24 protein-coding genes are annotated in these 25658 nt (G+C 74.1%); 15 read left to right on the forward strand and 9 right to left on the reverse strand.

Annotation, left to right across the window (positions count from 1 at the left end):
• The first annotated feature begins 92 nt into the window (after nt 1-92).
• Together ABD879_RS19700 and ABD879_RS19705 are read left to right on the forward strand one after the other, a co-directional pair.
• A complete protein-coding gene (locus tag ABD879_RS19700) occupies nt 93-677 on the forward strand; it encodes an extracellular solute-binding protein (RefSeq protein ID WP_345022953.1) in 585 nt (194 codons plus the stop codon).
• A complete protein-coding gene (locus tag ABD879_RS19705) occupies nt 674-934 on the forward strand; it encodes a hypothetical protein (protein ID WP_345022954.1) in 261 nt (86 codons plus the stop codon). The genes ABD879_RS19700 and ABD879_RS19705 overlap by 4 nt, the downstream gene beginning before the upstream one ends.
• 114 nt (nt 935-1048) lie before the next feature.
• Here the strand turns inward: ABD879_RS19705 and ABD879_RS19710 are convergent, their stop codons facing one another.
• Entirely contained in the window at nt 1049-2035 is a 987-nt protein-coding gene (locus tag ABD879_RS19710) for an Acg family FMN-binding oxidoreductase (protein WP_345022955.1), read from the reverse strand.
• A gap of 265 nt (nt 2036-2300) precedes the next feature.
• Here ABD879_RS19710 and ABD879_RS19715 point away from each other — a divergent pair, with 265 nt between their 5' ends.
• The 3 genes from ABD879_RS19715 (at nt 2301) to ABD879_RS19725 (ending at nt 6957) form a co-directional block, all read left to right on the forward strand.
• On the forward strand, nt 2301-3983 hold the full coding sequence (locus ABD879_RS19715) for a GAF domain-containing sensor histidine kinase (RefSeq protein WP_345022975.1): 1683 nt from the start codon (nt 2301-2303) through the stop codon (nt 3981-3983).
• 327 nt (nt 3984-4310) lie between these two features.
• A complete protein-coding gene (locus ABD879_RS19720) occupies nt 4311-5735 on the forward strand; it encodes a beta/alpha barrel domain-containing protein (protein WP_345022956.1) in 1425 nt (474 codons plus the stop codon).
• 10 nt (nt 5736-5745) lie between these two features.
• Nucleotides 5746-6957, forward strand: coding sequence for a globin domain-containing protein (locus ABD879_RS19725; RefSeq protein WP_345022957.1), 1212 nt, complete (start codon nt 5746-5748; stop codon nt 6955-6957).
• 79 nt (nt 6958-7036) lie between these two features.
• Here ABD879_RS19725 and ABD879_RS19730 read toward each other — a convergent pair whose 3' ends face one another.
• Entirely contained in the window at nt 7037-7999 is a 963-nt protein-coding gene (locus tag ABD879_RS19730) for a DUF6891 domain-containing protein (RefSeq protein ID WP_345022958.1), read from the reverse strand.
• 134 nt (nt 8000-8133) lie between these two features.
• On the opposite strand from ABD879_RS19730, the gene gad reads away from it, so the two are divergent.
• The 3 genes from gad to argG all read left to right on the forward strand — a co-directional run bounded on the left by gad (nt 8134) and on the right by argG (nt 12089).
• Nucleotides 8134-9561, forward strand: a complete 1428-nt coding sequence (gene gad, locus ABD879_RS19735) for a glutamate decarboxylase (RefSeq protein ID WP_345022959.1) — start codon at nt 8134-8136, stop codon at nt 9559-9561.
• Nucleotides 9562-9596: 35 nt separating this feature from the next.
• A complete protein-coding gene (locus ABD879_RS19740) occupies nt 9597-10517 on the forward strand; it encodes a class II glutamine amidotransferase (protein WP_345022960.1) in 921 nt (306 codons plus the stop codon).
• 111 nt (nt 10518-10628) lie between these two features.
• Complete coding sequence (gene argG / locus ABD879_RS19745; RefSeq protein WP_345022961.1) at nt 10629-12089, forward strand: argininosuccinate synthase; 1461 nt, start codon at nt 10629-10631, stop codon at nt 12087-12089.
• Between the two features lie 463 nt (nt 12090-12552).
• Here the strand turns inward: argG and ABD879_RS19750 are convergent, their stop codons facing one another.
• The 3 genes from ABD879_RS19750 to ABD879_RS19760 form a co-directional block, all read right to left on the reverse strand.
• Nucleotides 12553-13053, reverse strand: a complete 501-nt coding sequence (locus ABD879_RS19750) for a hypothetical protein (protein WP_345022962.1) — start codon at nt 13051-13053, stop codon at nt 12553-12555.
• A complete protein-coding gene (locus tag ABD879_RS19755) occupies nt 13053-13382 on the reverse strand; it encodes a hypothetical protein (RefSeq protein WP_285493475.1) in 330 nt (109 codons plus the stop codon). Before ABD879_RS19755 ends, ABD879_RS19750 begins: the two co-directional genes overlap by 1 nt.
• A gap of 552 nt (nt 13383-13934) precedes the next feature.
• On the reverse strand, nt 13935-17489 hold the full coding sequence (locus ABD879_RS19760; RefSeq protein WP_345022963.1) for an indolepyruvate ferredoxin oxidoreductase family protein: 3555 nt from the start codon (nt 17487-17489) through the stop codon (nt 13935-13937).
• A 284-nt stretch (nt 17490-17773) separates the two neighbouring features.
• Here ABD879_RS19760 and ABD879_RS19765 point away from each other — a divergent pair, with 284 nt between their 5' ends.
• Entirely contained in the window at nt 17774-18217 is a 444-nt protein-coding gene (locus tag ABD879_RS19765; RefSeq protein WP_345022964.1) for a DUF7144 family membrane protein, read from the forward strand.
• A 67-nt stretch (nt 18218-18284) separates the two neighbouring features.
• The gene (locus ABD879_RS19770) at nt 18285-19085 is read left to right on the forward strand and encodes a thioesterase family protein (protein ID WP_345022965.1); all 801 of its coding nucleotides are present in this window, start codon (nt 18285-18287) and stop codon (nt 19083-19085) included.
• Between the two features lie 21 nt (nt 19086-19106).
• Here the strand turns inward: ABD879_RS19770 and ABD879_RS19775 are convergent, their stop codons facing one another.
• The 3 genes from ABD879_RS19775 to ABD879_RS19785 are packed head-to-tail and all read right to left on the reverse strand — an operon-like array spanning nt 19107 to nt 21138.
• Nucleotides 19107-19994 carry a M56 family metallopeptidase gene (locus ABD879_RS19775; RefSeq protein ID WP_345022966.1) on the reverse strand — a complete coding sequence of 296 codons (888 nt, stop codon included), beginning with the start codon at nt 19992-19994 and terminating at the stop codon, nt 19107-19109.
• A complete protein-coding gene (locus ABD879_RS19780; RefSeq protein ID WP_345022967.1) occupies nt 19991-20365 on the reverse strand; it encodes a BlaI/MecI/CopY family transcriptional regulator in 375 nt (124 codons plus the stop codon). Before ABD879_RS19780 ends, ABD879_RS19775 begins: the two co-directional genes overlap by 4 nt.
• A 59-nt stretch (nt 20366-20424) precedes the next feature.
• Nucleotides 20425-21138 (reverse strand): AAA family ATPase, encoded by a 714-nt coding sequence (locus ABD879_RS19785; RefSeq protein WP_345022968.1) that lies wholly within the window; start codon nt 21136-21138, stop codon nt 20425-20427.
• A gap of 235 nt (nt 21139-21373) precedes the next feature.
• Between ABD879_RS19785 and ABD879_RS19790 the strand changes: the two genes are divergently transcribed.
• A complete protein-coding gene (locus ABD879_RS19790; protein WP_345022969.1) occupies nt 21374-22513 on the forward strand; it encodes a sporulation protein in 1140 nt (379 codons plus the stop codon).
• 82 nt (nt 22514-22595) lie between these two features.
• On the opposite strand, the gene mftR is transcribed toward ABD879_RS19790, so the two are convergent.
• On the reverse strand, nt 22596-23189 hold the full coding sequence (mftR, locus tag ABD879_RS19795) for a mycofactocin system transcriptional regulator (RefSeq protein ID WP_345022970.1): 594 nt from the start codon (nt 23187-23189) through the stop codon (nt 22596-22598).
• Between the two features lie 82 nt (nt 23190-23271).
• Between mftR and mftA the strand changes: the two genes are divergently transcribed.
• The 4 genes from mftA to ABD879_RS19815 form a co-directional block, all read left to right on the forward strand.
• The gene (gene mftA, locus ABD879_RS19800; protein WP_345022971.1) at nt 23272-23388 is read left to right on the forward strand and encodes a mycofactocin precursor MftA; all 117 of its coding nucleotides are present in this window, start codon (nt 23272-23274) and stop codon (nt 23386-23388) included.
• A gap of 22 nt (nt 23389-23410) precedes the next feature.
• Nucleotides 23411-23698 (forward strand): mycofactocin biosynthesis chaperone MftB, encoded by a 288-nt coding sequence (mftB, locus tag ABD879_RS19805; RefSeq protein ID WP_345022972.1) that lies wholly within the window; start codon nt 23411-23413, stop codon nt 23696-23698.
• Nucleotides 23695-24945 carry a mycofactocin radical SAM maturase gene (gene mftC, locus ABD879_RS19810; RefSeq protein WP_345022973.1) on the forward strand — a complete coding sequence of 417 codons (1251 nt, stop codon included), beginning with the start codon at nt 23695-23697 and terminating at the stop codon, nt 24943-24945. The genes mftB and mftC overlap by 4 nt, the downstream gene beginning before the upstream one ends.
• Nucleotides 24946-24948: 3 nt before the next feature.
• A partial coding sequence (locus ABD879_RS19815; RefSeq protein WP_345022974.1) for an alpha-hydroxy-acid oxidizing protein occupies nt 24949-25658 on the forward strand: 710 nt, incomplete at its 3' end.

Below are 25658 nucleotides of genomic sequence, written 5' to 3' on the forward strand. Positions count from 1 at the left end.
GCCGCCCGCACCGCGAGGAGCGGTTCGCTTGCAAGGTTTGCACAAAAAGTGGACGCTTGCTTGCGTGGATCCGTCGTATGCCTGCGCAATGGGTGACGATCACGGTGGGCTGTCAGCCGCCGCAGAGGGCCGAGGCGACCAAGCCGCCCACGACGTGGGCCGAGGTCCGCGAGGCGGCCAAGAAGAGCACCGCGCTGGGCCCCGGGTACGTCGGGCACGGCAAGTACAGCGCGGGCGACACCGGCGGCTGGCACTTCACCGCCGAGCTGTACGGGCGGGGCGGCGACGTCGTCACGCCCGACGGCAGGAAGGCCGCGTTCAACAGTCCCACCGGACGGGCCGTCCTGCAGACGCTCAAGGACATGCGCTGGACCGACGGGTCCATGGGGACCAAGCAGCTGCTGCGCTGGGAGGACCTCATGCGCCTGGTTCCGGGAGGCTCTGCGCCCGGGGCGTCCGCCACGGTGACGGCGTCCGCCGGCATCCGCGACGCCGGTGCGTACACCGTCGCCGCCACGGCCGACGCCGCGGACGACAGCATCGAGCTCAACGAGACCGAAACACCCGCACCGCCCGGCTCACCGTCGCGCCGGTGCCCGGCTACGGCCTGGTCGCCGGCGCGGTCGCCTGGAGCCCCGGCAACCCGCGCGGCGGCGACACGGTCTCCTTCTCGATGACGCTGCGCTGGGGCACCAACGTGGACGATTCGGTCATCAGGAACTCGCGGATCCGGAACATGTGGGCGGACGGGGTGAACCTCACCAACGGCATCAGCGGAAACCGGGGCAGCGACATCGAGGCCCGCACCACCGGAGACGACGGTTTCGCGCTGTTCCCGGCCGTCGACCACCGCAACGAGCAGCAGACCGGAAACGTCTACGAGAACCTCACCTCGCTGCCGACCTGGCGGCCGCGTTCAACGGCCTGCGGCTGACCGGCAACCACGAGGACATCCGCAACACCACGACGACCTTCACCATCACCCGAAACCCGTGACGTCCCCGGGGGCCGCGGGCGGGAGCCCGCGGCCCCCTTTCCGTCCGCCGGGTCAGGCGCGTTCGAGGACCTCGGGGAAGGGACGGCGGGGCGAGCCCGGCACCGGCGGCCCGTACCCGAAGCGGATGATCATCTGGATGTGGCCGGACGCGCGCGGCATGCCGGGCCGCCGCTCCAGATCCCGCTCCCGGTCCAGGTCCAGCATGTCCAGCGGCTGCGTCATCGGCGAGGCCGACACCCCGCGCCGGGTGGCGGTCAGCAGCACCCGCTGCAGCGCCTGCCCGGCCCGCAGCCAGTCCTCCGGCTCGTCGCCGCGGGTCATCAGCACGCCCAGCTGCGGCCGCGCGGCGAAGTGGTCGACCTCCCGTCCGGACACCGGCCGGGCGAGGCCGAAGTCGCGCACGGGCACGCCGCGCCCGCTGGGCCGGGGCCCGAAGGTGTACGAGGGGACGCCGTCGGTCCGGCCGCCGTCGCAGGTCCAGCGGGCCAGCTCCCCGAGGTAGCCGGGGTCGGCGGCCAGTTCCTGGTCCGCCGCGGCGATCAGGCTGAGCAGGTAGGCCGTGGCCTGCGGCCCCGGCAGGCTCAGGGCGACCCCTTCGGCCCGGGCGGCGGCCACCAGTTCCCGGCGGACCTCCTGCGGCACCAGCCGTTTGGAGAACGGCCGGCGGCTGGTGTGCCGCAGCGGGATCGCCGCGTACAGCTCCGCGTCGGTCAGCGTCGGCCCGGGCGCCCGCTCGGCCCGCACCGCGGCCAGCAGGGTGGGCCGCCGCGGGTCGGGGATCGGCTGGACCAGCGGCCGGTGCCCGGTGACCCGGATCGCCAGCCGCAGGTTGAGCAGCGCCGCCCCGCAGCTGATGTGCAGGAGCCGTCCGCGCGGGTCCAGGACCGGCAGCCGGCGCTCGGTGTCGGCGTGCAGTTCCAGGACCCGCTTGTCCGCGCACCGGAACCGCCAGGGCTGGGTGTTGTGCACCGACGGGGCGGCGATCGCCGCCGTCACCAGGCGGCGGACGCCGACGTGCGTGGCGAAGGGGTGGGGCATTGCGGACCTCCACATGCTGCTGTCACGCCCAGCCTCGCCGCGGCGCAACCGGCCCCCCAGGGACGAAGGTCCTCTGATCAACAGGACCAATGCGGAGCCCGCATGCCCGGAGGAGGGGTCGCCGAGGGCATCCCTTAACCTCGTGGTGACGCCCGGGGAACAGCGAACGGGCGCCGCACAACTGCTTTTTCGAACCCTCATTTCGCCCGCGCCTACGGTGAGGACTTGGCCGGTGGCTCAGGACGACGACGAACGCGTCAGGTTGATGCTGCCGCAGCTGCGGCTGGACGATCTGCTGGCCGAGCTGCACGCGCGGCTGGAGGCGGCGCGTGTCACCCGCGACCGGGTGCACGCGCTGCTGGAGGCCGTCGTGTCGATCGGCAGCGAACTGGATCTGGAGACGGTGCTGCGGCGCATCGTCGAGGCCGCCACCACGCTGGTGGACGCCCGGTACGGTGCGCTCGGCGTGATCGGCGGGGCGGGCGAGCGGCTCGCTCGATTCGTCGCCGTCGGGGTGAGCGAGGAGCGGATCGAGGCCATCGGGCAGTGGCCGCACGGACGCGGCATCCTGGGCCTGCTGATCAAGGAGCCGCGGCCGCTGCGGCTGGCCGACCTGACCACCCACCCCGAGGCCTACGGGTTCCCGCCGGACCACCCGCACATGCGCACCTTCCTGGGCGTACCGATCCGGGTCCGCGACGAGGTCTTCGGCAACCTGTACCTGACCGAGAAGGCCAGCGGCGCGCAGTTCGACGAGGACGACGAGGCCATGGTGGTCGCGCTGGCCACGGCGGCCGGGGTGGCGATCGAGAACGCCCGGCTGTACGACGAGACGCGGCGCCGGGAGCGCTGGCTGGAGGCCCTGGCGGAGATCTCCACCGCGCTGCTGTCGGGCACCGAGCCGCACCAGGCCATGACGCTGGTGGCGCGGCGGGCCCGGCAGATCGCCGACGCCGCGGTGGCCGGGGTGTGGCTGGCCGACCAGAGCGCCGGCGAGTTCGTGCTGCAGGCCGCCGACGGCGCGCACGGCGACCCGCCGCCGGGCCTGCGCGTGCCGATCGACGAGGGCGCCGCCGCCGAGGTGTTCCGCACCGGCGTGTCGCTGCGCGTGGTGGACGGCACGACCGTGCCGCACGGCGCCGACCTCGCCGCCGGGTCGGAGCCCGGTCCGCTGCTGGTCGTCCCGCTGGGGCTGGGCGCCTCGGCGCGCGGCGTGCTGGCCCTGGTGAACCCGCCGAGCACGGCGGCGTTCAGCGACGTCGTGCAGCGGCTGCTGGAGGCGTTCGCGGGCCAGACGGCGGTGGCGCTGGAGCTGGCCGGGCGGCGCCGCGACGCCGAGCGCCTGGCCCTGCTGGAGGACCGCGACCGCATCGCCCGGGACCTGCACGACACCGTCATCCAGCGGCTGTTCGCCACGGCCATGACGCTGATGAGCGCCAGCAAGATCACGCAGCGGCGGGACGTGGCGGTCCGCGTGCAGCGCGCGGTGGACGACCTGGACGACACCATCCGGCAGATCCGCTCCACCATCTTCGCCCTGCAGACCCCGCCCGACGACCAGGGCCTGCGCAACCGCCTGCACCAGGTCGCCGACGCCGCCACCGAGAACCTCGGCTTCGCCCCGTCGGTCCGGCTGGACGGCCTGCTGGACACCGCCGTCCCCGACGAGATCGGCGAGCACCTGGTGGCCGTCGCGCGGGAGGCGCTGTCCAACGTCGCCCGGCACGCCCGGGCCGGCGAGGCGCACCTGGCGGTCGACGTCCGCGACGAGGAGGTGGTGCTGCGCGTGGAGGACGACGGCGTCGGCATCCCCGAGGGCGGCCGCCGCAGCGGGCTGCGCAACATGGCCGAGCGCGCCGAGGGGCTGGGCGGCTCCTTCCGGACGCGGCCGCGCCCCGGCGGCGGCACGCTCCTGGTGTGGCGCGCGCCACTGCGCGACGACGCCTGACCGCGGGCGTGCCGGACGTCACATCCCCGCACGTCCCGGTGTGCCGAAAGGTCTTCCTTTTCGGGACCAAAGTCCCGGCCGCCGCGCCGGACCGGTGACCCAGGATGTGACTCGGCCGCCGCCGATGTCCGGCGGACGGCGCACCGGCACGCAGGCCGGCCCGGGGGCGGGGTGCACAGCCGCCGGTGTCGGCGCATCCCGAGGAGGACGATTCCATGCCCATCGGCCCCGGACGGCCGCCGCGCGGCGCCGTCGGCACCGACCTGCCGATCGCGACCCCCTCCGCCGCCGGCGGGATCCGCCGTGCCGGGGACGCGCGGGTGCGCCGTGGCTGAGCCCTCCCTCCCGGTCCTGATCCAGGGCGGCATGGGAGCCGGGGTCTCCGGGTGGCGGCTGGCGCGGGCCGTCGCCCGGACCGGGCAGCTCGGGGTCGTGTCGGGGGTGGCCCTGGACGCCCTGCTGGCGCGCCGCCTCCAGCTCGGCGACCCCGGCGGCCACCTGCGCCGGGCGCTGGGCGCCTTCCCCGTCCCCGAGGTGGCGGAGCGGATCCTGCGGCGCTACTTCGTCCCCGGCGGCATCGCGCCCGGGCGCCCGTTCCGCCCCGTGCCCCGGCTCGGCCTGCGCCCCTCCCGGGCCCGCGACGAGCTGACCGTCGCGGCCAACTTCGCCGAGGTGTGGCTGGCCAGGCAGGGGCACGGCGGCCCGGTCGGGATCAACTACCTGGAGAAGATCCAGCTCGCCACCCCGGCCGCGGTGTACGGCGCGATGCTCGCCGGAGTGGACTACGTGCTGATGGGCGCCGGGATCCCCACGCAGATCCCCGCCCTGCTGGACGCGTTCGCCGCGGGCAAGACCGGCGAGCTGACGGTCACCGTCGCCGGCGCCGAACGCGGCCGCACCATCGCCTTCACCCCGTCGGAGCTGACCGGGGCCGCGGCCGCGGCGCCGCCGGCCCGGCCGCGGTTCCTGGCCATCGTCTCCTCCGCCGTGCTGGCCGCATACCTGCACCGGTCCCCGGCGACCCGCCCGGACGGGTTCGTCGTGGAGTCCCCGGTGGCGGGCGGGCACAGCGCCCCGCCGCGCGGGCGGCTGCGGCTGGACGAGGCGGGCGAGCCGGTGTACGGGCCGCGGGACCGCGTCGACCCGGCGAAGATCGCCGCGCTCGGGGCGCCGTTCTGGCTCGCCGGAGGGCACGCCGCCCCCGGCGCGGCCGACGCGGCCCGCTCGTGCGGCGCCGCCGGGATCCAGGCCGGCACGATCTTCGCGCTGTGCCGGGAGTCGGGCCTGGACCCCCGGCTGCGGCGGCGGCTCGTCCAGGCCGCCCTGACGGGTGACCTGCGGGTGCGCAACGACCCGACCGCCTCCCCGGCGGGATTCCCGTTCAAGGTCGCGGAGCTGCCCGGCACGCTGTCCGAGGAGGAGGTCTACCGCGACCGCCCGCGGCTGTGCGATCTGGGCTATCTGCGTACCCCCTACGTGAGGGCCAACGGCGCGGTCGGCTACCGCTGCCCCGCTGAACCGGTCGACGAGTACATACGTAAAGGCGGAGCGGCGGAGGACACCGCCGGGCGGCGCTGCCTGTGCAACGGGCTCGTCGCCGGGATCGGTCTGGCCCAGCACCGCCCGGACGGCTACATCGAGCCGCCGCTTCTGACGCTCGGGCAGGACCTCGGCTTCCTCCCCGACCTCGTCGACGAGCCCGGCGGTGACTACACCGCCGAGGACGCCGTCGACTACCTGTTGAACCGTTGAGAGGAGACCAATGCTGTCGCCCGACCACGCCGACATCGTGCGGGCCACCCTGCCCGCCGTCATCGACCACGGCACGCAGATCACCGCGACGTTCTACGACGCGATGTTCGCCGCGCATCCAGAGCTGCTCCACCTGTTCAACCAGGGCAACCAGGCCAACGGGGAGCAGCGGCAGGCGCTGGCGCTGGCGGTGGCCGCCTTCGCCCAGCGGCTCACCAGCGAGGGCGGGCCGGCCTCCATCCAGCTGCTGCTGTCGCGCATCGCCCACAAGCACGCCTCCCTCGGCGTGCGCCCCGACCAGTACACGATCGTCGGCCGCCACCTGCTGGAGGCGGTGGGCAAGGTGCTGGGCCCCGCGGTGACGCCCGAGGTGCACGCGGCCTGGTCGGAGGTGTACTGGCTGTTCGCCACCCTGCTGGTCGCCGAGGAGGCGCGGCTCTACCACGAGGCGGCCTGCACGCCCGAGGACGCGTTCCGCCCGTGGCGGGTCGCGGAGCGCCGCCCGGAGGCCGACGACGTGCTGACCTTCGTCCTGGAGCCCACCGACGGGCAGGGCGTCCCCGGGTACCGCCCCGGCCAGTACGTCAGCGTCGCGGTGACACTGCCCGACGGGCTCCGCCAGCCCCGCCAGTACTCGCTGTCACGGGTGCCGACCGGCGATGCCATCCAGATCACCGTGCGGCGGGTGCGCGGCGAGGACGGCGCGCCCGACGGGGCGGTGTCCACCTTCCTGCACCGCAACGTCGCCGAGGGCGACCTTGTGGAGGTGTCCCCGCCGTTCGGCGACCTGGTGCTGGACGACGACTCCGACCCGCTCCTGCTGATCAGCGCGGGCATCGGCGTCACCCCCGTGGCGGCGATGATCGACCACCTGGCGGCCGGCGCCCCCGACCGGCCCGTGCTGGCCCTGCACGCCGACCGCTCGCCCGGCACGCACGCGCTGCGCGGCCAGATCACCAGCGCCGCCCGCGCCGTGCCCGGCATCCGGCGGATCACCTGGTACGAGCAGCCGGACGGCGCCGCCTCGACGGCGGACGAGGAGATCCGCACCGGTCTGATGGACCTCGACGGGCTGTCCCTGCCGGACAAGGCCCGCGTCTACATGTGCGGTCCCATCCCGTTCATGCGCGGCATCCGCCGGGAGCTGCTGTCCGCGGGCGTGTCCGAGGAGCGCATCCACTACGAGGTCTTCGGCCCCGACCTGTGGGGCCAGGCCGACTGATCCAGGCCGGATGATCGGCGCCGGGACCGGCCGCCGGGGGGAACGAGCGAGCACCGCCCCCCGGCGGCCCGGCGGCGGCTCAGCCCCAGGGGACGGTCTCCACCTCGCCCAGGCGGTCGAGGGCGACCCGGTCCTCCCGGGCCAGGACGGCCACCAGGTCGTCGGCCTCGTCGGGGGTGACGTGGCGTCCGCGGGAGCAGCGGGCGGCCGGGTCCGGGCTCTCCAGCCACAGCCGGCGCCCTGTCTCCCAGCGCATCTGCACGACCCCGCCCGACCGGCCCTCGAAGACGGCGAAGTTGTCCTTCCTGGGGGTCAGGGCGTGCAGGACGGTGCGCGCCTCGGCCAGTGACACCGGCACGGGCCTGTCCTCGTGGCGGCCCCGCCGGTAGTCGCAGTAGCTGACGGACAGGCCGCCGGGCGCGGGGGCGGCGGCGGGCGCGGGGCCGCCCGGCCAGGCGGCGAACCGGCCGAAGCGGCGGCGGCGCCAGGTGAGGGGCACGCCGATCCGCTCGCCGGGATCCCCGTTCCAGTCCACGTCCAGGCCGTGGCGGCGGAGCGCCGCGGCGACCTCCGTACCGATGGCGGCCGTGCCGCCGGGCACCTGCACGGGGGCGTCGGTGAAGACGCCGTAGGAGAGGTACAGCCCGTCGCCGTGCACGGCGTCCTGCATGTCCTGCCGGTGGCAGAAGACGTAGCCGCGGTAGGCGTGGTGCTCGTCGCCCGGCACCTCGTCGCCGATCTCGCTGACCCCGCAGCTCTGGCAGCAGGTGAAGTCGGCCCTGGCCACGATGCCCGCGAGGTCGAGGTCGCGGAACGCGCGCAGCAGCCGGTCGGATTCCAGCACCTCCGGCCACGTCCGCTGGTCGGCCAGGTGCCCGGCGAACTCCTCCTCGGCGAACCGCCGGGCCGACGCCGCGGCGCCGGGGGCGTCCTCCAGGTACCCGGTGCCCTTGCGCACGACGCCGTCGAAGTCGTCGTCGCCCAACGCGACCAGGAACCGGATGTACTGCCGCAGGTCGTCCTGCTGCACCTCATCGATCATGCCGCGATTATTCACTCCGCCGCCGACGTCCCTCTCCCCCGCCGCCTCCCGGGACGGCGCGGGGGGTGTCCTGCTCCGTCCGGCGGGAAGGCATCCCCTACCGCGACAGGCGCGTCGGGTCGGGGGGTGCAGCGATGGTCCTGAAGCAGCCGCGGCACAACGGGCGGGGCAGCCGTGATCTGGAGGCCAATCCGATCTTCAGCCGGGAGCCGGTGCGGGTGCCCCGGTACGCGCTCCCGGCGCGGGAGATGGATCCGCGTACGGCGTACCAGATGGTCCACGACGAGCTGATGCTCGACGGCAACGCCCGGCTGAACCTGGCGACGTTCGTCACCACCTGGGCCGAGCCGGAGGCGCGGCGGCTCATGGCCGAGTGCGCCGCCAAGAACATGATCGACAAGGACGAGTACCCGCAGACGGCCGAGCTGGAGCTGCGGTGCGTGCACATGCTGGCGCGGCTGTGGCACGCGCCGGATCCGCGGCGGACGGTGGGCTGCTCGACGACCGGGTCGAGCGAGGCGGCGATGCTGGGCGGGCTGGCGCTCAAGCGGCGCTGGCGGCACCGCCGACGCACGCAGGGCCGTCCGGCCGACCGGCCGAACCTGGTGATGGGCGCCAACGTCCAGATCTGCTGGGAGAAGTTCGCCGACTACTTCGAGGTGGAGCCCCGGTACGTCCCCCTGGAGGGCGACCGGTACCACCTGGGCGCCGACGAGGCGGTGGCGCTGTGCGACGAGAACACCATCGGCGTGGTGGCCGTCCTGGGGTCGACGTTCGACGGCAGCTACGAGCCGGTGGCCGAGCTCACCGCGCGGCTGGACGAGCTGCAGGAGCGGACCGGCCTCGACGTGCCCGTCCACGTCGACGGGGCGTCCGGGGCGATGATCGCCCCGTTCCTCGACCCGGAGCTGGAATGGGACTTCCGGCTGCCGCGGGTGGCCTCGATCAACACCTCCGGGCACAAGTACGGGCTGGTCATGCCGGGCGTCGGCTGGGCCGTGTGGCGGGACGCCGAGGCCCTCCCCGACGACCTGGTGTTCGACGTCACCTACCTGGGCGGGCAGGTGCCCACCTTCGCGTTGAACTTCTCCCGCCCGGGCGCCCAGGTCGTCGCGCAGTACTACAACTTCCTGCGGCTGGGCTTCGAGGGCTACCGGCGGGTCCAGCAGACGTGCCGGGACGTCGCCACCCGCCTGGCGGGGCGGATCGCCGACCTGGGCCCGTTCGAGCTGGTCAGCGACGGCGGCCAGGCGCCGGTGTTCGCGTTCCGGGTGCGGGAGGAGGTCGGCGGCTTCACCGTGTTCGACGTCTCGGCCGCCCTGCGCGAGCGCGGCTGGCTGGTGCCCGCCTACACCTTCCCGCCGAACCGCACCGATCTGGCGGTGCTGCGGATCGTGGTCCGCAACGGGTTCGGCCACGACCTGGCGGACCTGCTGCTGGACGACTTGCGCCGGGCGATGCCGCGCCTGCGGCGGCAGCCGCGGCCGTGCCGGAGCGCCGAGGACGCCGCCGCCTTCGCCCACGGCGCCGGGACCAGGCGCCCCCGCCGCGGCGGCCGCTGACCGCCGCCCCGGCCCGCCGACGAGGAGCCGTGTCCATGTGCCGTCTTTTCGCGATGAGCAGTTCTCCGCGGCGCACCCGCGCCACCTTCTGGCTGCTGGACGCCCCCGACAGCCTCAGCGACCAGAGCCACCGCGACCCCGACGGCACCGGCCTCGGCTTCTTCGACGCCGACGGCACCCCGCGGGTGCACAAGGCGCCCATCGCCGCCTACGCCGACCGGGCGTTCGCCGAGGAGGCCGAGCAGGTGAGGTCGGCCACGTTCCTGGCCCATATCCGCTACGCCTCCACCGGCGGGCTGGAGCTGCGCAACACCCACCCCTTCGAGCAGGACGGGCGGCTGTTCGCGCACAACGGGGTGATCGAGGGCCTGGACCGGCTCGACGCGGAGCTGGGCGAGGCCCGGTCGCTGGTCGGCGGCGACACCGACTCCGAGCGGTTCTTCGCCCTCATCACCCGCGAGCTGCGCTCCGGCGGCGCCGACGACGCCGCCGACGACGCGGCCGACGATGCGGCCGACGATGCGGCCGACGACATCGCCAGCGGCATCGTGCGCGCCGCCCGCTGGATCGCCCGGAACCTGCCGGTGTACGCGCTCAACATGGTCCTGGCGACGCCGCGGGGGCTGTGGGCGCTGCGGTATCCGGACACCCACGAGCTGTACGTGCTCGAACGGCGGCACGGCGGTCACCACGGGGACCGGCATCTCGACCACAGCGGCACCGCGGGCCGCATGCGCGTCCACTCCGCCGACCTGGCCGCCGCGCCCGCGGTGGTGGTCGCCAGCGAGCGCATGGACGACAACCCGGGCTGGCGGCCGCTGGCACCCGGCGAGCTCCTCCACGCCGCCCCCGACCTGCGCGTCACCAGCACGATCGCGCTCCCCGAGGAGCCCGCGCACCGGCTCGGCATCGCGGACCTGCGCCCCGCGGCCGCCGCCTCCCAGCAGGCCCGGTAGCACCGCCGCGGCACCCGCCGGACACCGTCCCGACCACGGCGGTCACGCCCGTGACCATGCATTGTTCGGATCGGGTTGCATGATCATGCATTGGCGTGCATACTTGTACTCGTGTCCAAGGTGCTCACTTCCCTGCCTGTCGGTGAACGTGTCGGGATCGCCTTCTCCGGTGGCCTCGACACCTCGGTCGCGGTCGCGTGGATGCGCGAGAAGGGCGCGATCCCCTGCGCCTACACCGCCGACGTCGGCCAGTACGACGAGCCCGACATCGCCTCGGTGCCCGGGCGCGCCACCACGTACGGCGCCGAGATCGCCCGGCTGGTCGACTGCCGGACCGCCCTCGTCGAGGAGGGGCTGGCGGCGCTGGCCTGCGGCGCGTTCCACATCCGCTCCGGCGGCCGCGCCTACTTCAACACCACGCCGCTCGGCCGGGCCGTGACGGGCACCCTGCTGGTGCGCGCCATGCTCGAGGACGACGTGCAGATCTGGGGCGACGGCTCCACCTTCAAGGGCAACGACATCGAGCGGTTCTACCGGTACGGGCTGCTGGCCAACCCGTCGCTGCGCATCTACAAGCCGTGGCTGGACGCCGACTTCGTCAGCGAGCTCGGCGGCCGCACGGAGATGTCGCAGTGGCTGCTCGCCCACGACCTGCCCTACCGCGACAGCACCGAGAAGGCCTACTCCACCGACGCCAACATCTGGGGCGCCACCCACGAGGCCAAGCGGCTGGAGCACCTCGACGCCGGCATCGAGATCGTCGAGCCGATCATGGGCGTGCGGTTCTGGGACCCGAACGTGGAGATCCCCACCGAGGACGTCACCATCGGCTTCGAGCAGGGCCGGCCGGTGACCATCAACGGCAAGGAGTTCGCCTCCCCCGTCGACCTGGTGCTGGAGGCCAACGCCATCGGCGGCCGGCACGGCCTGGGCATGTCCGACCAGATCGAGAACCGGGTGATCGAGGCCAAGAGCCGCGGCATCTACGAGGCGCCGGGCATGGCGCTGCTGCACGCGGCCTACGAGCGGCTGGTCAACGCGATCCACAACGAGGACACCCTCGCCATCTACCACAACGAGGGGCGGCGGCTGGGCCGGCTGCTGTACGAGGGCCGCTGGCTGGACCCGCAGGCGCTGATGCTGCGCGAGTCGCTGCAGCGCTGGGTGGCGGCGGCGGTCACCGGCGAGGTGACGCTGCGGCTGCGGCGCGGCGAGGACTACTCCATCCTGGACACCTCCGGGCCGGCGCTCAGCTACCACCCCGACAAGCTGTCCATGGAGCGCACCGAGGACTCGGCCTTCGGGCCGGTCGACCGCATCGGCCAGCTGACCATGCGCAACCTCGACATCGCCGACTCGCGCGCCAAGCTGGAGCAGTACGCCGCGCTCGGCATGGTCGGCAGCGTGCAGCCGCCGCTGGTCGGCGCCGCGCAGGCGGCCTCGACCGGGCTGATCGGCGCGATGCCCGAGGGCGGCGCCGCGGCGATCGCCTCCCGCGGTGACGTGTCGGCCGACGTCCCGGCCGACGACGAGATGCTCGACCACGCCGCCATGGAGTCCGGCACCGACTGACCCGAGCACACCGGGGGCGACGGCCCCTGACACGACGACGCCGGCCCGGTCTCCCGCCACGTGGCGGGAGACCGGGCCGGCGTCGTATAGGCCCGAGATGACCGTGAGGCGGGCCCCGAGGCGGGCGGCGCGGGGCGCCGGAGGGAGGCGCCGCGCGGTCGACGTGCGACGGCGCCTCCGGCTGCGCGGCCTGCTCATCGGGAGGGCCGCCGGGCGGTCGTCCCGCACCGCGGGCCACCCGGCGGGTGGCCGCTCCGGCGGGACCGGCGGCGGCCGCTCCCGGCGCTCATCGTTTCTGGAGACCGGCGTGCGTTCCGGCGCCCGGCGCCGAGCGGCGGTGTTCGTCCGCTCCGCCGCGCGTGTGAACGACCACGCGCGGCGGTGTCGATGACACGCGGCGTCTTCGGCGCGGGGCCCGGCCGCGCGGCACCGCCCCGTCAGGCGGCGCGGCTAGGCGGCGCGGTCAGGCGGCGCGAGGCGGTGCCTGGGGACCGGTGGCCTCGGGCAGCGGGTGACCGACGCGGTGCGCGTGGGTCGTCCGGCCGTGCTCGTTGGGGAACGCCAGACCACAGGAGCAGGCCCACACCTCGGTGACGTCGTCACCGAAGTACCACTGGATCTCCTGCGGGTCGCAGCCGTGGCTCGCGCGGCTGTGGCTGCCGCGGTTGCGCAGCGCGATCTGCGTGTCGCACTCCCCGCAGCGCACCGAGACGTCCGGTCGGACCCGGGCGGGGCGCTGCTCGCCCCCGTTGCCGGCGGCCTTCTCCAGTGCCCGCTGCGCGGGGCCGCGGGTGCGCAGCAGTTCCCGCAGCGGCGCCAGCAGCTCCTCGTCGCAGCGCGGGCACAGGTCGAGCCGGGCCTGGTCGGTGCCGATGCTCACCTCGACGGTGTGCGCGGCGTCGTTCTTGGTCTGATCGTCCTGGTAGCAGCGGTCGCAGTAAGTGACGATCAACACTTCCTGCATCAGACGCCACCGATTCGCTTCAGCGACTCCATGCGGATGGCGGCCAGGCCGCGCTGCCCGATCCGGCCGATGCCACCGGACTGGTAGCCCTCGGGGTAGCTGTAGCGGTTACCGACGATGCCGCCGCTGGGTGTCATGACACGGGTGCGGATGGTGCCGCAGGTGGAGCACTCCACCGTCCAGTGGATGCGGCCGTTGGCGCGCTGCACGGCGGAGGTGCGCGGGTCCCACGCGTGCGCCCAGGTGCGGCACATCAGGTAGTCGTTGGACAGCCCCTCGGCGAACTTGGTGACATCGTCCAGCTTCGCCATGTGCGGTCGCGTTGCCATGTGTTCGGATCCCTTCGAAGACTGTGCACTTTCCACTGTGCACTCGCTCCAATGTTGCCACGCAAGATCACTGCGTGACCGGTGCCCGTCCGATCGGACACGCTGTGACAAGGATGGACCAGTGACCGCCACTGGTCAGGTGAACACGTACCACATGTCGCGCCGTGTCGGCACACCGGGTTCGCTGATTGCCGGGTGCGAATGCGGTGGCGACCGCCGCCGGACGCCGCGCAGACCGGACCCGCGGCCGTTCCGGTGCCCCCGAGCACGGAGAAACGGCGCGAATCGGTCCGGAGACCGGTACCGGCCTGCTGCGTGTCGGCGACGCGGACGGGTCGTGAGCACCCGGAACTCCTTCGCCTCCCCGGCCCTGTATCGGTCAGGTCGTGCACGCCGTTTCGGTTGTGCTGCGGTCGCGTTTCCCGCCGGGGCGGCCCGGGGCGCGACGGCGAGCGGTGAGGCCGTCCGATGCGCGCCGCGGGGCGCGGCGGCCCGCCGCGGTGTCCGCGGCGGGCCGGTCGACGGGTCGGGACGACCGGTCAGGGCGACCGGTCAAGACGACGGCGCGCCCGCCGGGCTCCGGTCGCCGGACTCGATGGCGGCCAGCAGCTCGGCCTGCCGGGCGCGGTACCGCGCGACGTTGCCGAGCTTGACCTCCTCGTAGCCGCGGACCATGTCCGGCAGCTCGGCGAGCTCGGCCAGCAGCGGGTGGTCGGGCGCGGCGTCGAGGGCCCGTTCGATCGCCCGGCGGTACTCGGCGACGAGCGCGCGCTCGGTGCGCCGCACCCGGGTGCGGCCGAACGGGTCGAACGGGGTGCCGCGCAGGCCGCGCATCGCCCGCAGCACCCGGAACACGCCGGCGAACCACGGACCGAAAGCGATCTTGCGCTTGTACCCGAGGGCGCGCAGGACCGGCGGGTGCAGGCGGTAGGCCACCCGCGCCCGGTCGCCGAAGCGCTCGGCGATCTCGGCCCGCAGCCGCGGGTCCAGGCTCAGCCGGGCGACCTCGTACTCGTCCTTGTACGCCATGAGCTTGTACAGGTTGCGCGCCACCGCCTCGGCGACGTGCGGCGCCCTGCCGCGCACGTGCTCGACGAACCGGGCGTACTCGGCGGCGTACTCGGCGTTCTGGTACTCGACGAGGTCGGGGACGCGCACGTCGAGGATCCGGGCCAGTTCGGTGCCGGGTTCGGCGGCGACCAGGGAGCGGACCCGCGGCGCGCTCGCCGGCTCCGGCCGCGGCTCCCCCGGCGCCAGCTCCCGGCGCAGGCCGTCCGGGTCGGCCACGGCCTGGCGGCCGCGGCGGAACGCCTGGAGGTTGGCGGCGACGGCGGTGCCGTTGAGCTCGATGGCCCGCTCGATGCTCTCGGCGGTGACGCCGAGCGCGCCGGTCTGGTACGCGGCGCCGAGCTGGAGGATGTTGGCGAACTGGTCGTCGTCGAACAGCGTCTCGGCCAGGCCGCGCGCGTCCAGGTAGTAGGCGCGGGCGGTCGCGGCGTCCAGGGTCGAGCGGATGCGCGAGGCGTCCGGGAACGACACCGACGGGTCCACGATCATGCGTCCGGTCGGGACCTCGGTGGTGGACACCACGGCGGTGGTCCGGTCCGGGTCGGCGGCGCGCAGGTGCGCCGGGTCGGCGCCGACCAGCGCGTCGCACGCCAGGTACAGGTCGCATTCGCCCGCGGCGAGCTTGGCGGCCTGCTCCACCGGGGCCGCGGTGACCTTGACGTCGGACACGACGGCGCCGCCCTTCTGGGCGAGCCCGGTCTGGTCGAGCGTGCGCACGTGCCGCCCGTCCAGGAACGCGGCGGTGGCCAGGATCTGCGCGACGGTGACGACTCCGGTGCCGCCGATGCCGGTGATGCGGACGGTGCAGTCGCCGCCCGCGCCGGCGGGCCGGTCGGGTTCGGGGACGGCGTCCGCGGCCAGCTCCGCGAAGGTCCGGCGCGGCCGCCGCCCGCCCGGCTCCACGGTCAGGAAGGACGGGCAGTCCCCGTCGAGGCAGGAGTAGTCCAGGTTGCACGACGACTGGTGGATCGCGGTCTTGCGGCCGAACTCGGTCGCGACCGGCTGCACCGACAGGCAGTTGGACTTGGCGCCGCAGTCGCCGCAGCCCTCGCAGACGCGCTCGTTGACGAACACCTTCCGCGCGGGCGTGGGCGCCTTGCCGCGGCGCCGCTTGCGGCGCTTCTCCGCCGCGCACTCCTGCTCGTGGATGAGGACGGTCACGCCGGGGATCGCGGCGAGCTCCTCCTGGGTGCGCTGCAGTTCGCTGCGGTGGCGCACCTCGACGCCCTTGACGCGCGCGGCGCGCCGCAGCCGGCGCGGCTCGGCGCTGGTGATCACGACCTTGGCGGCGCCTTCGAGCAGCAGCAGCTCGGCGACCTTGTGCACGGGCAGCGCGCCGACCGCGTCCTGCCCGCCGGTCATCGCCACGGCCGAGTTGTACAGCAGCTTGTAGGTGATGTTCACGCCGGCGGCGACGGCCGCGCGGACGGCGAGGCTGCCGGAGTGGGTGAAGGTGCCGTCGCCGATGTTCTGCACGAAGTGCCGGACGTCGACGAACGGCGCCATGCCGATCCACTGCGTGCCCTCGCCGCCCATCTGGGTCAGCCCCACGACGTCGCCGACGGTCTCGGGGTCCATGAACAGGGCCATGGTGTGGCATCCGATGCCGGCTCCGACGACGGTCCCCTCCGGGGTCTTGGTGGAGGAGTTGTGCGGGCAGCCGGAGCAGAAGTACGGGGTGCGGGCGAGCAGCGGCAGGGAGACGCGCTCGCGCCCGCGCGCCGGCGGCGGGGCGAGGTCGGCGTGGCGGGCCAGCCGCCCGCGCAGCCCCTTGGCGATGAGGTCCGGGTCCAGTTCCCCGAGCGGGCTGAACAGGTCCTTGCCGTGGATCCTAGGGGCGTCGCGCAGGCCGTAGAGCACCTCCTTCACCGCGGGTTCGAGGAACGCGCGCTTCTCCTCGACGACCACGATCTCCTCGAGCCCGGCGGCGAACTCGCGCACGATCTGCGGCTCCAGGGGGTAGATCGCGCCGAGCTTGAGCAGGCGGATGCCGTGGCGGGCCAGCGCGGCGTCGTCCAGCCCGAGGATGCGCAGTGCCTGGCGGACGTCCAGGTAGGCCTTCCCGGCCGTGACGATGCCGATCCGGTCGCGGTCGCCGCGGTGGACGACGCGGTTGAGCCCGCTCGCGCGGATGTACTCCAGCGCCAGCGGCAGCCGCACCTGGTGCAGGCCGCGTTCCAGGCCCGCCAGTTCCTGGCCGAGCAGGCGGCCGCTGGGCTTGTGCCGGTAGGCGCCGTCGGGCATCGCGGGGGGCGTCCACGCGGCGTTCACCGTGACCGACGCGGCGGCGTCGGCGACGTTGGAGACCACCTTCAGCGCCGTCCACAGCCCGCTGGCCCGCGACAGCTCCACCGCGTGCCGGCCGTGGTCCAGGATGTCCTGCGGGTCGGCGGGGAACAGCACCGGGATGGCCAGGTCGGCCAGGGCGAGTTCCGAGGCCGAGGGGATGGTGGAGGACTTGGCGTTGGGGTCGTCGCCGACCAGCGCCACCGCGCCGCCGTTCGGGTCGGTGCCGGCCATGTTGGCGTGCCGCAGGGCGTCGGTGGCACGGTCCAGTCCGGGCGCCTTGCCGTACCAGAACCCGGTGACGCCGTCGGTGCGCGGGCCGAGCCCGGCGGTGAGCTGGCTGCCCATCACCGAGGTGGCGGCCAGCTCCTCGTTCAGCCCGGGCCGGTGCACCACGCGGTACTCGTCGAGGAGGCGGCGGCGTCTGGCCAGCTCCAGGTCGTAGCCGCCCAGCGGGGAGCCCTCGTAGCCGGAGACGAACACCGACGTCGTTCTCCCGTTCGCGCGCCGGTCGTGCCGCACCCGGTCGAACAGGACCCGCACCAGGGCCTGGATGCCGGTGAGATAGACCTCGCCGTCCTCGCGCAGGTAACGGTCTTCCAGTGTGTACGCGCCCACGACCGGACTCCTCTCGTCGGTGAGAGAACAGCAAACGACGATCGCCGCACGCAACACCGCTTCGGACTTCGCGCCCAAAGGCGCAAGCATAGGGACCTTAGCGGCGTTCCGCACCGGGATCCGTTGCGTTAGCATGCCGCACCTCGGTCGCGGCGCGTCCGAAATCCGATCACGAGATCCGCCGCACCCGACGCGTCACCAGCACCGAAACGCCGTTCGTCTCGAATGGTGGACGCGCGACCGCATGCCGCGCCGGCCCGGCGCCGCGGCGGACTCCCGCGTCCGGCTAACTCCCCGCACCGGGGGTAGACGACTGTCGAAACGGCCGCCCGACGGGGAGGACGTGCAGGCCGTGCGACCGGACATATCCCGGCCGGACGCCGCATCGCCCCGCGCTACGACATGCGAGGAGAACCGCCATGGCGGACAAGACGGATACGACCGCGACCTTGGAGCGTCGGCTCGGCTGGGCCCTGGGGGTCGTGCTGTTCGCGGGCATCCTGCTGGTCACGGTGGGCATCTTCCAGCTGATCGCCGGGATCGCCGCGCTCGCCCGGGACGAGTTCTTCGTGGTCACCGCCAACTACGCGTTCGCGGTCGACGTGACCGCATGGGGGTGGATCCACATCGCGATCGGGATCCTGCTGGTGCTGACCGGCTGGGGGATCATGGCCGGCCGGCTGCTGGCCCGGATCGTCGGCATCGCCATGGCGGTGGTCAGCGCGGTGGCGAACTTCCTGTTCCTCCCCTACTACCCGACGTGGTCGATGCTGATGATCGCCCTGGACGTCTTCGTGATCTGGGCGCTGTGCGTGTACGGCCGGAGCGAGGCCGTCCGCACGGGCATGCGCCCGGGTCCGTGAGGCGCGGCCCGCACCGAATTGGCGAACGGTCGCTAGAATGGCGTTCTACCTATCGGGAGGAGATCAGGTGGACACGCCGCCGGCCGAGACGTTCTACGAACCGCTCGACGAGGACCGCTTCGCCAGCACCGCCGCCACGGCCGGGCCGTGGTCGCCCGGCCTGCAGCACGGCGGCCCGGTCTCAGCGCTGCTGGGGCGGGCCTTCGAACGGCACGACCCCGTGCCGGGGACGCGGATCGCGCGGGTGACGGTGGAGATCCTCACCCCGGTGCCCGTGGCGCCGCTGCGGGTGGCCGTCCGCACGGTGCGCCCGGGGCGGCGGGTCAGCATGCTGGAAGGCGATCTGTTCCACGACGAGCGCCTGGTCGCCCGCGCCACCGGCTGGCGGATCGTCGCCGCCCCCGACCACATCGACCCGACCGACCACGCGCCGGCGCCTCCCCCGCTGCCCGCCTCGGGCCAGACCGTGGTCGCCTGGCCCGAGGCGCACCTGGACGGCTACCTGTCGGCGATGGAGTGGCGCTACACCGAGGGCTCGTTCACCGGGCGCGGCCCGGGCCGGACGTGGGCGCGGGCGCGCGTCCCCCTGGTCGCCGGCGAGGACGACACGCCGCTCGTGCGCGCGCTCGTGCTGGCCGACAGCGCCGCGGGCGTGGGCGCCCAGTACGACTTCGCCAAACTGCAGGTCATCAACACCGACGTCACCGTGGCGCTGCACCGCGATCCGGTCGGCGAGTGGATCTGCATGGACTCGCGCGTGCACGCCAGTCCGCGCGGCAGCGGCCTGGCCCAGGCGTCCCTGGCCGACGCCTCCGGCGAGTTCGGCCAGGTCCTGCAGACCCTGCTGGTGGACGAGCACCGCCGCTGACGCGTCCGGCGGGCCACCGGGTCACAGGATGCTCAGGCCGAAGGCGCGGTCGAGCTGCCAGGCGGCCGAGGCCAGCAGCCCGGTGGCGGTGCCGACGCCCGTCAGCAGCACCGGGCCGGTGATGGTGTTCTTGCTGGGCGGGGCGGCCAGCAGCGCCTGCACGCGCTGGACGACGCCCGAGTCGGTGAACGCGGGCAGCGGCGAGGAGGACGACTCGGCCTCCGCCCTGGCCAGGGCGACGCGGGCGATGGTGTGCGCGACCAGCGTGCGGTCGCCGACGGCCTCGGCGGCGTCCTCGTCGGCCCAGCGCTCCAGCGCGAAGCGCAGGCGGGCGTTCAGCCGGCGCAGCACCGGCAGCGTGCCGGCGGCCAGCGCCCCGGCCGCCAGGTAGCGGTGGTGGCGGTGCCGCAGGTGGGCGGCCTCGTGCTCGAACACCACCCGCAGCTCGACGCCGCCCAGCACGCGCAGCAGCCCGCGCGAGACGAGCACGCCGCCGTCCCGGCCGGGGACCGCCAGCGCGATCGGCACGTCCGACTGCACCACCGCGCCGGCGCCGCGCTGGGCGTGCCGCACCTCGGCGGCCCAGCGGACCGCCAGCCGCACGGCGACGGCGGCGGTCAGCGCCGTGAGCGCCAGCGCCGGGACGCCGAGGGCGGCGGGCACCGGCTGGTCGTCGCCGAACAGCGCCCACTCGGGCAGGTACCGGTCGGCCAGGCCCGGGGCCAGGGTGGCGGCGTAGTTGAGGCCGACGAACACCAGCGTGCCGGCGACGGCCACCGCGGTGGTGCCGGCGACCACCGCCAGCACCCGCGCCGACCAGGCCGGATGCAGCGGCAGCGGCGCCACGCTCAGCACGACGGCCAGCACCAGCGTCAGCGCCGCGGGCAGGAACGTCAGCGGCCAGATCACGCCGGTGCCTCGGGCCGGCCGCCGGAGCGCCGCAGCACCGCGCGCAGCGCGTCGGCCTCCTCGGCGGTCAGGCTCTGCACGAAGCGGCTCAGCACGCTGGACGGGTCGCTGGCGTGCCGCAGGTGGTCGCGCATCCGGTCGGCCACCAGGCGCGACTCGTCCACCGCCAGCCGGTACAGGTAGTGCCGGCCCTGCCGCACCCGGGTGACCAGGCGCTTGGCGTGCAGGCGGAACAGGATGGTGTTGACGGTCGTGTAGGCCGGTTCCCCGGGGATGCGGGCCCGCAGGTCGGCGGTGCTGACCGGACCGCCGGCGGCGGCGAGAGCGGCGAGCACCTCGGCCTCCAGCTGCCCCAGCGGTCGTCTCGCCACGGGTCCACCTCCAAGGTCCTCGGTGTACGGGGAAGGGTAACCGGCCGTCCGCCTCCCGTTCACTCCGTGCCGCCGGGCCGGCCCGCGGAAGGCCGGTCGAAGGCGATCGCGCGCAGCGCGGCGGCGGCCGCGCGGTCCAGCAGCACGACCGAGGCGCAGCCGCCGGGGAGCCGTCCGGCCTCCGCCCCGGCGACGAGCCGCCCGATCGCGCGGCGGTGCCGTGCGAACGCGCGGGGCGGCACGGTGCGTCCGCGCAGCACCTGCCCTTGCAGGGCCTGCCGGGGCGGCACGTCCATCAGGAGCAGGTGCAGGCGGCGCCCGCGGCGGCGCGTGCACCACCGCGCCGCCCAGCGGCGCACCCACCCGTTGGCGCCGCAGTCGTGCACCACGACGCTGTCACCGGACCGCAGCGCGCGCCCCAGCCGCGCGTAGTGCGCGGCGCGCACGCCCGGGCGGTAGACCGCGTAGGGCAGCCAGGACGGCAGCCACCGCTCCCACGCCTCGCGGACGTCCTGCGCGTCGATCGTGCGCACCGGGCGGCCCCGCCCGTCGCGGGCCGGCACGACCCGTCTGATGAGGGTGCTCTTCCCGCTGCCGGGCAGGCCCGACACCACGACCACGTCGCCGGCCGCGAACGCCAGGCGCGGGCGGCGGAGCCCGGTTCCGCGCCCGGCGCGCAGGTCGGTCATCGGCCTGCCGAGCGGCGGTCCGGCGGCGTCCGCGGCCGCCGTTCGGAGGGCGTCGTCCACCCCGGGCACGTGCTGACTGTCCACCTGTTCGGCTCCCCCGCGGGGGACGGCGAACCCGCCCCGGAACGGGCGGAGCGGCACGGCCGACCCACGAACTACTTTTGTAGTAGCGAAGGTAGCAGTCCGCTCCGCGCCGCCCCGCGCCGGGCCGCGCGCCCCCGCGGGGAATCGGTGGTTGGTCTCCACCCTTTGTGCTACAAGTGTCGTAGAAAGTTGCCGGCGGGCCCGCGACCGCCAACGACGACAGATGAGGGGAACCATGGTTTTCAAGCGGCTGCTCGGAGCCTTCGGGGTGGGCGGGCCTTCGGTGGAGACGGTGCTGCACGAGTCGCACGGCCGTCCGGGCGGGCACCTGCCCGGGGAGGTCACCATCCAGGGCGGCGACCACGACGTGCACGTCCAGCAGGTGGTGCTGAGCCTGGTCACCAACGTCGAGTTCGAGCACGGCGACCACGAGGGCGCCGCGGGCGTGGAGTTCTACCGGGGCGCGATCGCCGGCGGCTTCCACCTGGGAGCCGGGCAGTACCACTCGATCCCCTTCCAGATGCCGCTGCCGTGGGAGCTTCCGCTCACCGAGGTGTACGGGCAGCACCTGCACGGCATGGCCATGGGCGTGCGCACGGAGCTGGAGATCGCCGGGGCGAGGGACGCCGGCGACCTGGACCCGGTCTCGATCGGCCCGCTGCCGTCACAGCAGCGCGTGCTCGACGCGTTCGGCGCGCTGGGCTTCCAGTTCAAGAGCGCCGACGTCGAGCAGGGGCACATCGCCGGGGTGCACCAGGAGCTGCCCTTCTACCAGGAGATCGAGTTCTATGCGCCGCCGCAGTACAGCGGGCAGATCAACGAGGTCGAGCTGACGTTCGTGGCGAACCCGCACGAGCTGGCGGTGGTGCTGGAGGCCGACCGCCGCGGCACCATCTTCTCCGAGGGCGACGACGTGTTCGGCCGCTTCCACGTCTCGCACGACGAGGCGCTGCACATGGCCTGGGAGCAGGAGCTGGAGAACTGGCTGCGCGCCGTCGCCGGGCACCTGCACGGGGGGCACGGCGGATTCGCCCCCGTCCACCACGATGCCCACCACGGCGTCCATCACGGCGTCCATCACGACGTCCACCACGGGCACCACGGGTCGCACGGTCACGGCGGCCCGGGCTGGGGCGGGGTCGCGGCGGGCGCGGCCGCCGGTTTCGTGGCCGGCGCGGTCGTCAACGAACTGCTCGATGACGACGACGATGACGACGAGGACGACGGCGGCGACGGCCTCGCGGAGGCCATGGCCGAGGCGCAGCAGCAGGCGATCCAGGACGCCTACCGGCAGGCCGCCTACGAGGCCGCGTACGAGCAGGCGTACGAGGACGCCTACGAAGAGGCCGTCGAGGCGTTCGAGGACGAGGACTGACCCCGCACGCTCCGGCTCCGTAGCGCTCCGCTGACCGTGACCGGCGGCCGAACGGCCGCCGGTCACGCGCGTTCGGGCGGGACTATCCGACCGTGCCGGCGAAGTAGGCGCGCAGACCCGACAGCGCCTCGTCGAGGCACTCCTCGATCGTGCGGTCCTCCTCTTCCAGCCACGTGTCGTAGGCGGTCAGCGTGAGGGCGAGGCTGACCTGGCCGACGGCGCGGGGCAGCAGGTCGCCGGGTGCCATGCCGAGGCGACCGGCGACATAGGAGGTGATGACCTCGCACCACTGCCGGTACTTGAGGGCCGAGTGCGCCTGCAGGGCGGGCGTGCGCAGCAGCAGCGTCATGCGCTGCCGGTGCTGGGCCACCGCTGCCTCGTCCACGTGGTTGAAGGTGAGCACGGCGCGGTGCACGGCCTCGTAGACGGGGATGTCGCGCGGCATCGACGCCAGCGACTCGCGCAGGTCGGCAAGGCTCTCGTCGAACCGGCCCCAGGGGATGTCGTTCTTGGACGGATAGTAGCGTAGCAGTGTGCGCCGTCCGATGCCCGCGGCCTCGGCGATCGCGTCCAGGGTGGTGGCCTCGAAACCGCGCTCGGTGAACAGGGCGAACGCCGCCCGCTCGATGGCGGCGCGGTCGGTGACGGGCGGACGCCCCTTGGGACGACCGGACATTGACCGCAAAACCAACCCTTCTTTTTGACCCTCAGTGCCATTAAAGTCCATGACAACATCCAGCCGGAGCCGAGGAGGCGTCATGCCGGAGCCCATGATGTCGGTTGAGGAGACCGCCCCGCACGTCGACGAGGCGGTGTTCGAGGATGAGTCGCTGATCGAGGAGGTCTCGATCGACGGCATGTGCGGCGTCTACTGACGCCCGGCCCGGGAAGCCGATCGTGGCCGAGATCCTCGACCAGGCATGGGAGCCGTCACCGTCGGTGGCGCTGCGCCCCGAACCGTTCGGGGCGCCGGCCTACCACTTCGGCAACCGGCGGCTGACCTTCCTCAAGCGCAGGGAGCTGGTGGAGGCCGTGCGGGGGCTGGGCGGCGCGCCCGACGCCCGGACCGCGCTGGAGCGGGCGGGCGTGCCCGCCGCCCAATGGGGCGCCTACGCCAGGGCGCTGCGCGGCCTCGCCGACGCCGACATGATCCGCCACCGCGGCACCACGGAAGAGGCGCCATGACCGACACGAGGGCCGCGGACAACGGCGCGGTCGGCTCCGCCACCGGCTCGCTCGTCGACCTGTTCGAGCGCGGGCTGGACGCCCCGATCTGCCTGACCTGGGAACTGACCTACGCCTGCAACCTGTCGTGCGTGCCCTGCCTGTCGTCGGCGGGCCGGCGCGACCCGCGCGAGCCGACCACCGAGCAGTGTGAGGCGGTCATCGACGAACTGCAGGCGATGCAGGTGTTCTACGTCAACGTCGGCGGCGGCGAACCGACCGTCCGCCCCGACTTCTGGCACTTGCTGGAGTACGCGGTCGACCACCAGGTGGGGGTGAAGTTCTCCACCAACGGCGTGCGGATCGACCCGGCGCGCGCCCGCTACCTGGCGTCCACCGACCACGTGGACGTGCAGGTGTCGCTGGACGGCGCGACCGCCGAGGTCAACGACCGGGTGCGCGGCCCGGGATCGTACGCCACCGCGATGCGCGCGTTGGACGCCCTGGCCGCGGCCGGGTTCCGGGACGCCAAGCTGTCGGTCGTGGTCACCCGCCACAACGTCGCCCAGCTCGACGAGTTCAAGCGGGCCGACGAGCACGGCGCGACGCTGCGGCTGACGCGGCTGCGCCCGTCCGGCCGGGGCGCCGAGGTGCGGGACGAGCTGCACCCCACCGCCGCCCAGCAGCGCGAGCTGTACGAGTGGCTGGTGCGGGCCGGCGACCACGTGCTCACCGGCGTCTCCTTCTTCCACCTGGCCGGCTTCGGCGAGAAGCCGCCCGGCCTCAACATGTGCGGGGCCGGGCGCGTGGTGTGCCTGATCGACCCGGTCGGGGACGTGTACGCCTGCCCGTTCGCCATCCACGACACCTTCCGCGCGGGCAACGTCCTGACCGACGGCGGTTTCGCCGAGGTGTGGCGCACCTCGGAGCTGTTCACGCGGCTGCGCGCGCCGCAGAACTGCTCGGCGTGCCGGTTCTATGACGTGTGCCGGGGCGGGTGCATGGCGGCCGAGTTCTTCACGGGCCTGCCGCCGGACGGGCCCGACCCCGAATGCGTCCAGGGGTACGGCGAGGCGGCGCTGGCCGACCCGGGGCGGACCGTGCCCGCGCCCGGCCAGGACCACTCGCACCGCACCCGGCCCCGGAAGCGACGCGCCCCGGAGCCCGTGCTGGTGCAGATCGGCAGGCGCCCCGAGCCCGCGGCGCCACCGGCGTCCCCGTGCGTGGAGAGCCCGCTCGCCGGTTTCAACGTGTCGACGGAAAGGTGAGGCATGGGCAACGGATGGTTCGAGACGGTCGCCGAAGCGCAGCGGCGGGCCCGGCGCAGGCTCCCCCGGTCGGTGTACGGGGCGCTGCTGGCCGGGTCGGAGCGGGCCGCGTCGTACCGCGACAACACCGCGGCGTTCGCCGAGCTGGGGTTCGCACCGCACGTGGCCGACCTGTCGGCCAAGCGCGACCAGGAGACGACGGTCATGGGCCAGCCGATCTCGCTGCCCGTGATCATCTCGCCGACCGGGGTGCAGGCGGTGCATCCCGACGGGGAGGTGGCGGTGGCGCGGGCCGCCGCCGCGCGCGGGACGGCGATGGGCCTGTCCTCGTTTGCGAGCAAGCCGATCGAGGAGGTGGTGGCGGCCAACCCGCGGACCTTCTTCCAGATGTACTGGATGGGATCCAAGGACTGGATGGTCCGGCGGATGGAGCGCGCCCGCCGGGCCGGGGCCGCCGGTCTGATCGTCACGCTGGACTGGTCGTTCTCCGAAGGCCGCGACTGGGGCAGCCCGTGGATCCCCGAGCGGCTGGACCTGAAGACCATGGTGCGGCTGTCCCCGCAGGCGCTGTCGCGTCCCTCCTGGCTGGCGGAGTACGCGCGGTCGCGCCGCCTGCCCGACCTGACCGTGCCGAATCTGGCTGAACCGGGGGAGCCCGCGCCCACGTTCTTCGGCGCCTACGGCGAGTGGATGCAAACCCCTCCGCCCTCGTG

This window comes from Actinomadura keratinilytica (genome assembly GCF_039539665.1).
GTDB lineage: Bacteria > Actinomycetota > Actinomycetes > Streptosporangiales > Streptosporangiaceae > Spirillospora > Spirillospora keratinilytica.

Excerpts from the sequence above, each read along its gene's own strand:
- ABD879_RS19705 (WP_345022954.1), top strand. The coding sequence starts at position 674 with ATGACGCTGCGCTGGGGCACCAACGTGGACGATTCGGTCATCAGGAAC.
- ABD879_RS19710 (WP_345022955.1), bottom strand. The coding sequence starts at position 2,035 with ATGCCCCACCCCTTCGCCACGCACGTCGGCGTCCGCCGCCTGGTGACG.
- ABD879_RS19715 (WP_345022975.1), top strand. The coding sequence starts at position 2,301 with ATGCTGCCGCAGCTGCGGCTGGACGATCTGCTGGCCGAGCTGCACGCG.
- ABD879_RS19725 (WP_345022957.1), top strand. The coding sequence starts at position 5,746 with ATGCTGTCGCCCGACCACGCCGACATCGTGCGGGCCACCCTGCCCGCC.
- ABD879_RS19730 (WP_345022958.1), bottom strand. The coding sequence starts at position 7,999 with ATGATCGATGAGGTGCAGCAGGACGACCTGCGGCAGTACATCCGGTTC.
- gad (WP_345022959.1), top strand. The coding sequence starts at position 8,134 with ATGGTCCTGAAGCAGCCGCGGCACAACGGGCGGGGCAGCCGTGATCTG.
- ABD879_RS19740 (WP_345022960.1), top strand. The coding sequence starts at position 9,597 with ATGTGCCGTCTTTTCGCGATGAGCAGTTCTCCGCGGCGCACCCGCGCC.
- ABD879_RS19750 (WP_345022962.1), bottom strand. The coding sequence starts at position 13,053 with ATGCAGGAAGTGTTGATCGTCACTTACTGCGACCGCTGCTACCAGGAC.
- ABD879_RS19755 (WP_285493475.1), bottom strand. The coding sequence starts at position 13,382 with ATGGCAACGCGACCGCACATGGCGAAGCTGGACGATGTCACCAAGTTC.
- ABD879_RS19760 (WP_345022963.1), bottom strand. The coding sequence starts at position 17,489 with ATGCTAACGCAACGGATCCCGGTGCGGAACGCCGCTAAGGTCCCTATG.
- ABD879_RS19765 (WP_345022964.1), top strand. The coding sequence starts at position 17,774 with ATGGCGGACAAGACGGATACGACCGCGACCTTGGAGCGTCGGCTCGGC.
- ABD879_RS19790 (WP_345022969.1), top strand. The coding sequence starts at position 21,374 with ATGGTTTTCAAGCGGCTGCTCGGAGCCTTCGGGGTGGGCGGGCCTTCG.
- mftR (WP_345022970.1), bottom strand. The coding sequence starts at position 23,189 with ATGTCCGGTCGTCCCAAGGGGCGTCCGCCCGTCACCGACCGCGCCGCC.
- mftA (WP_345022971.1), top strand. The coding sequence starts at position 23,272 with ATGCCGGAGCCCATGATGTCGGTTGAGGAGACCGCCCCGCACGTCGAC.
- mftC (WP_345022973.1), top strand. The coding sequence starts at position 23,695 with ATGACCGACACGAGGGCCGCGGACAACGGCGCGGTCGGCTCCGCCACC.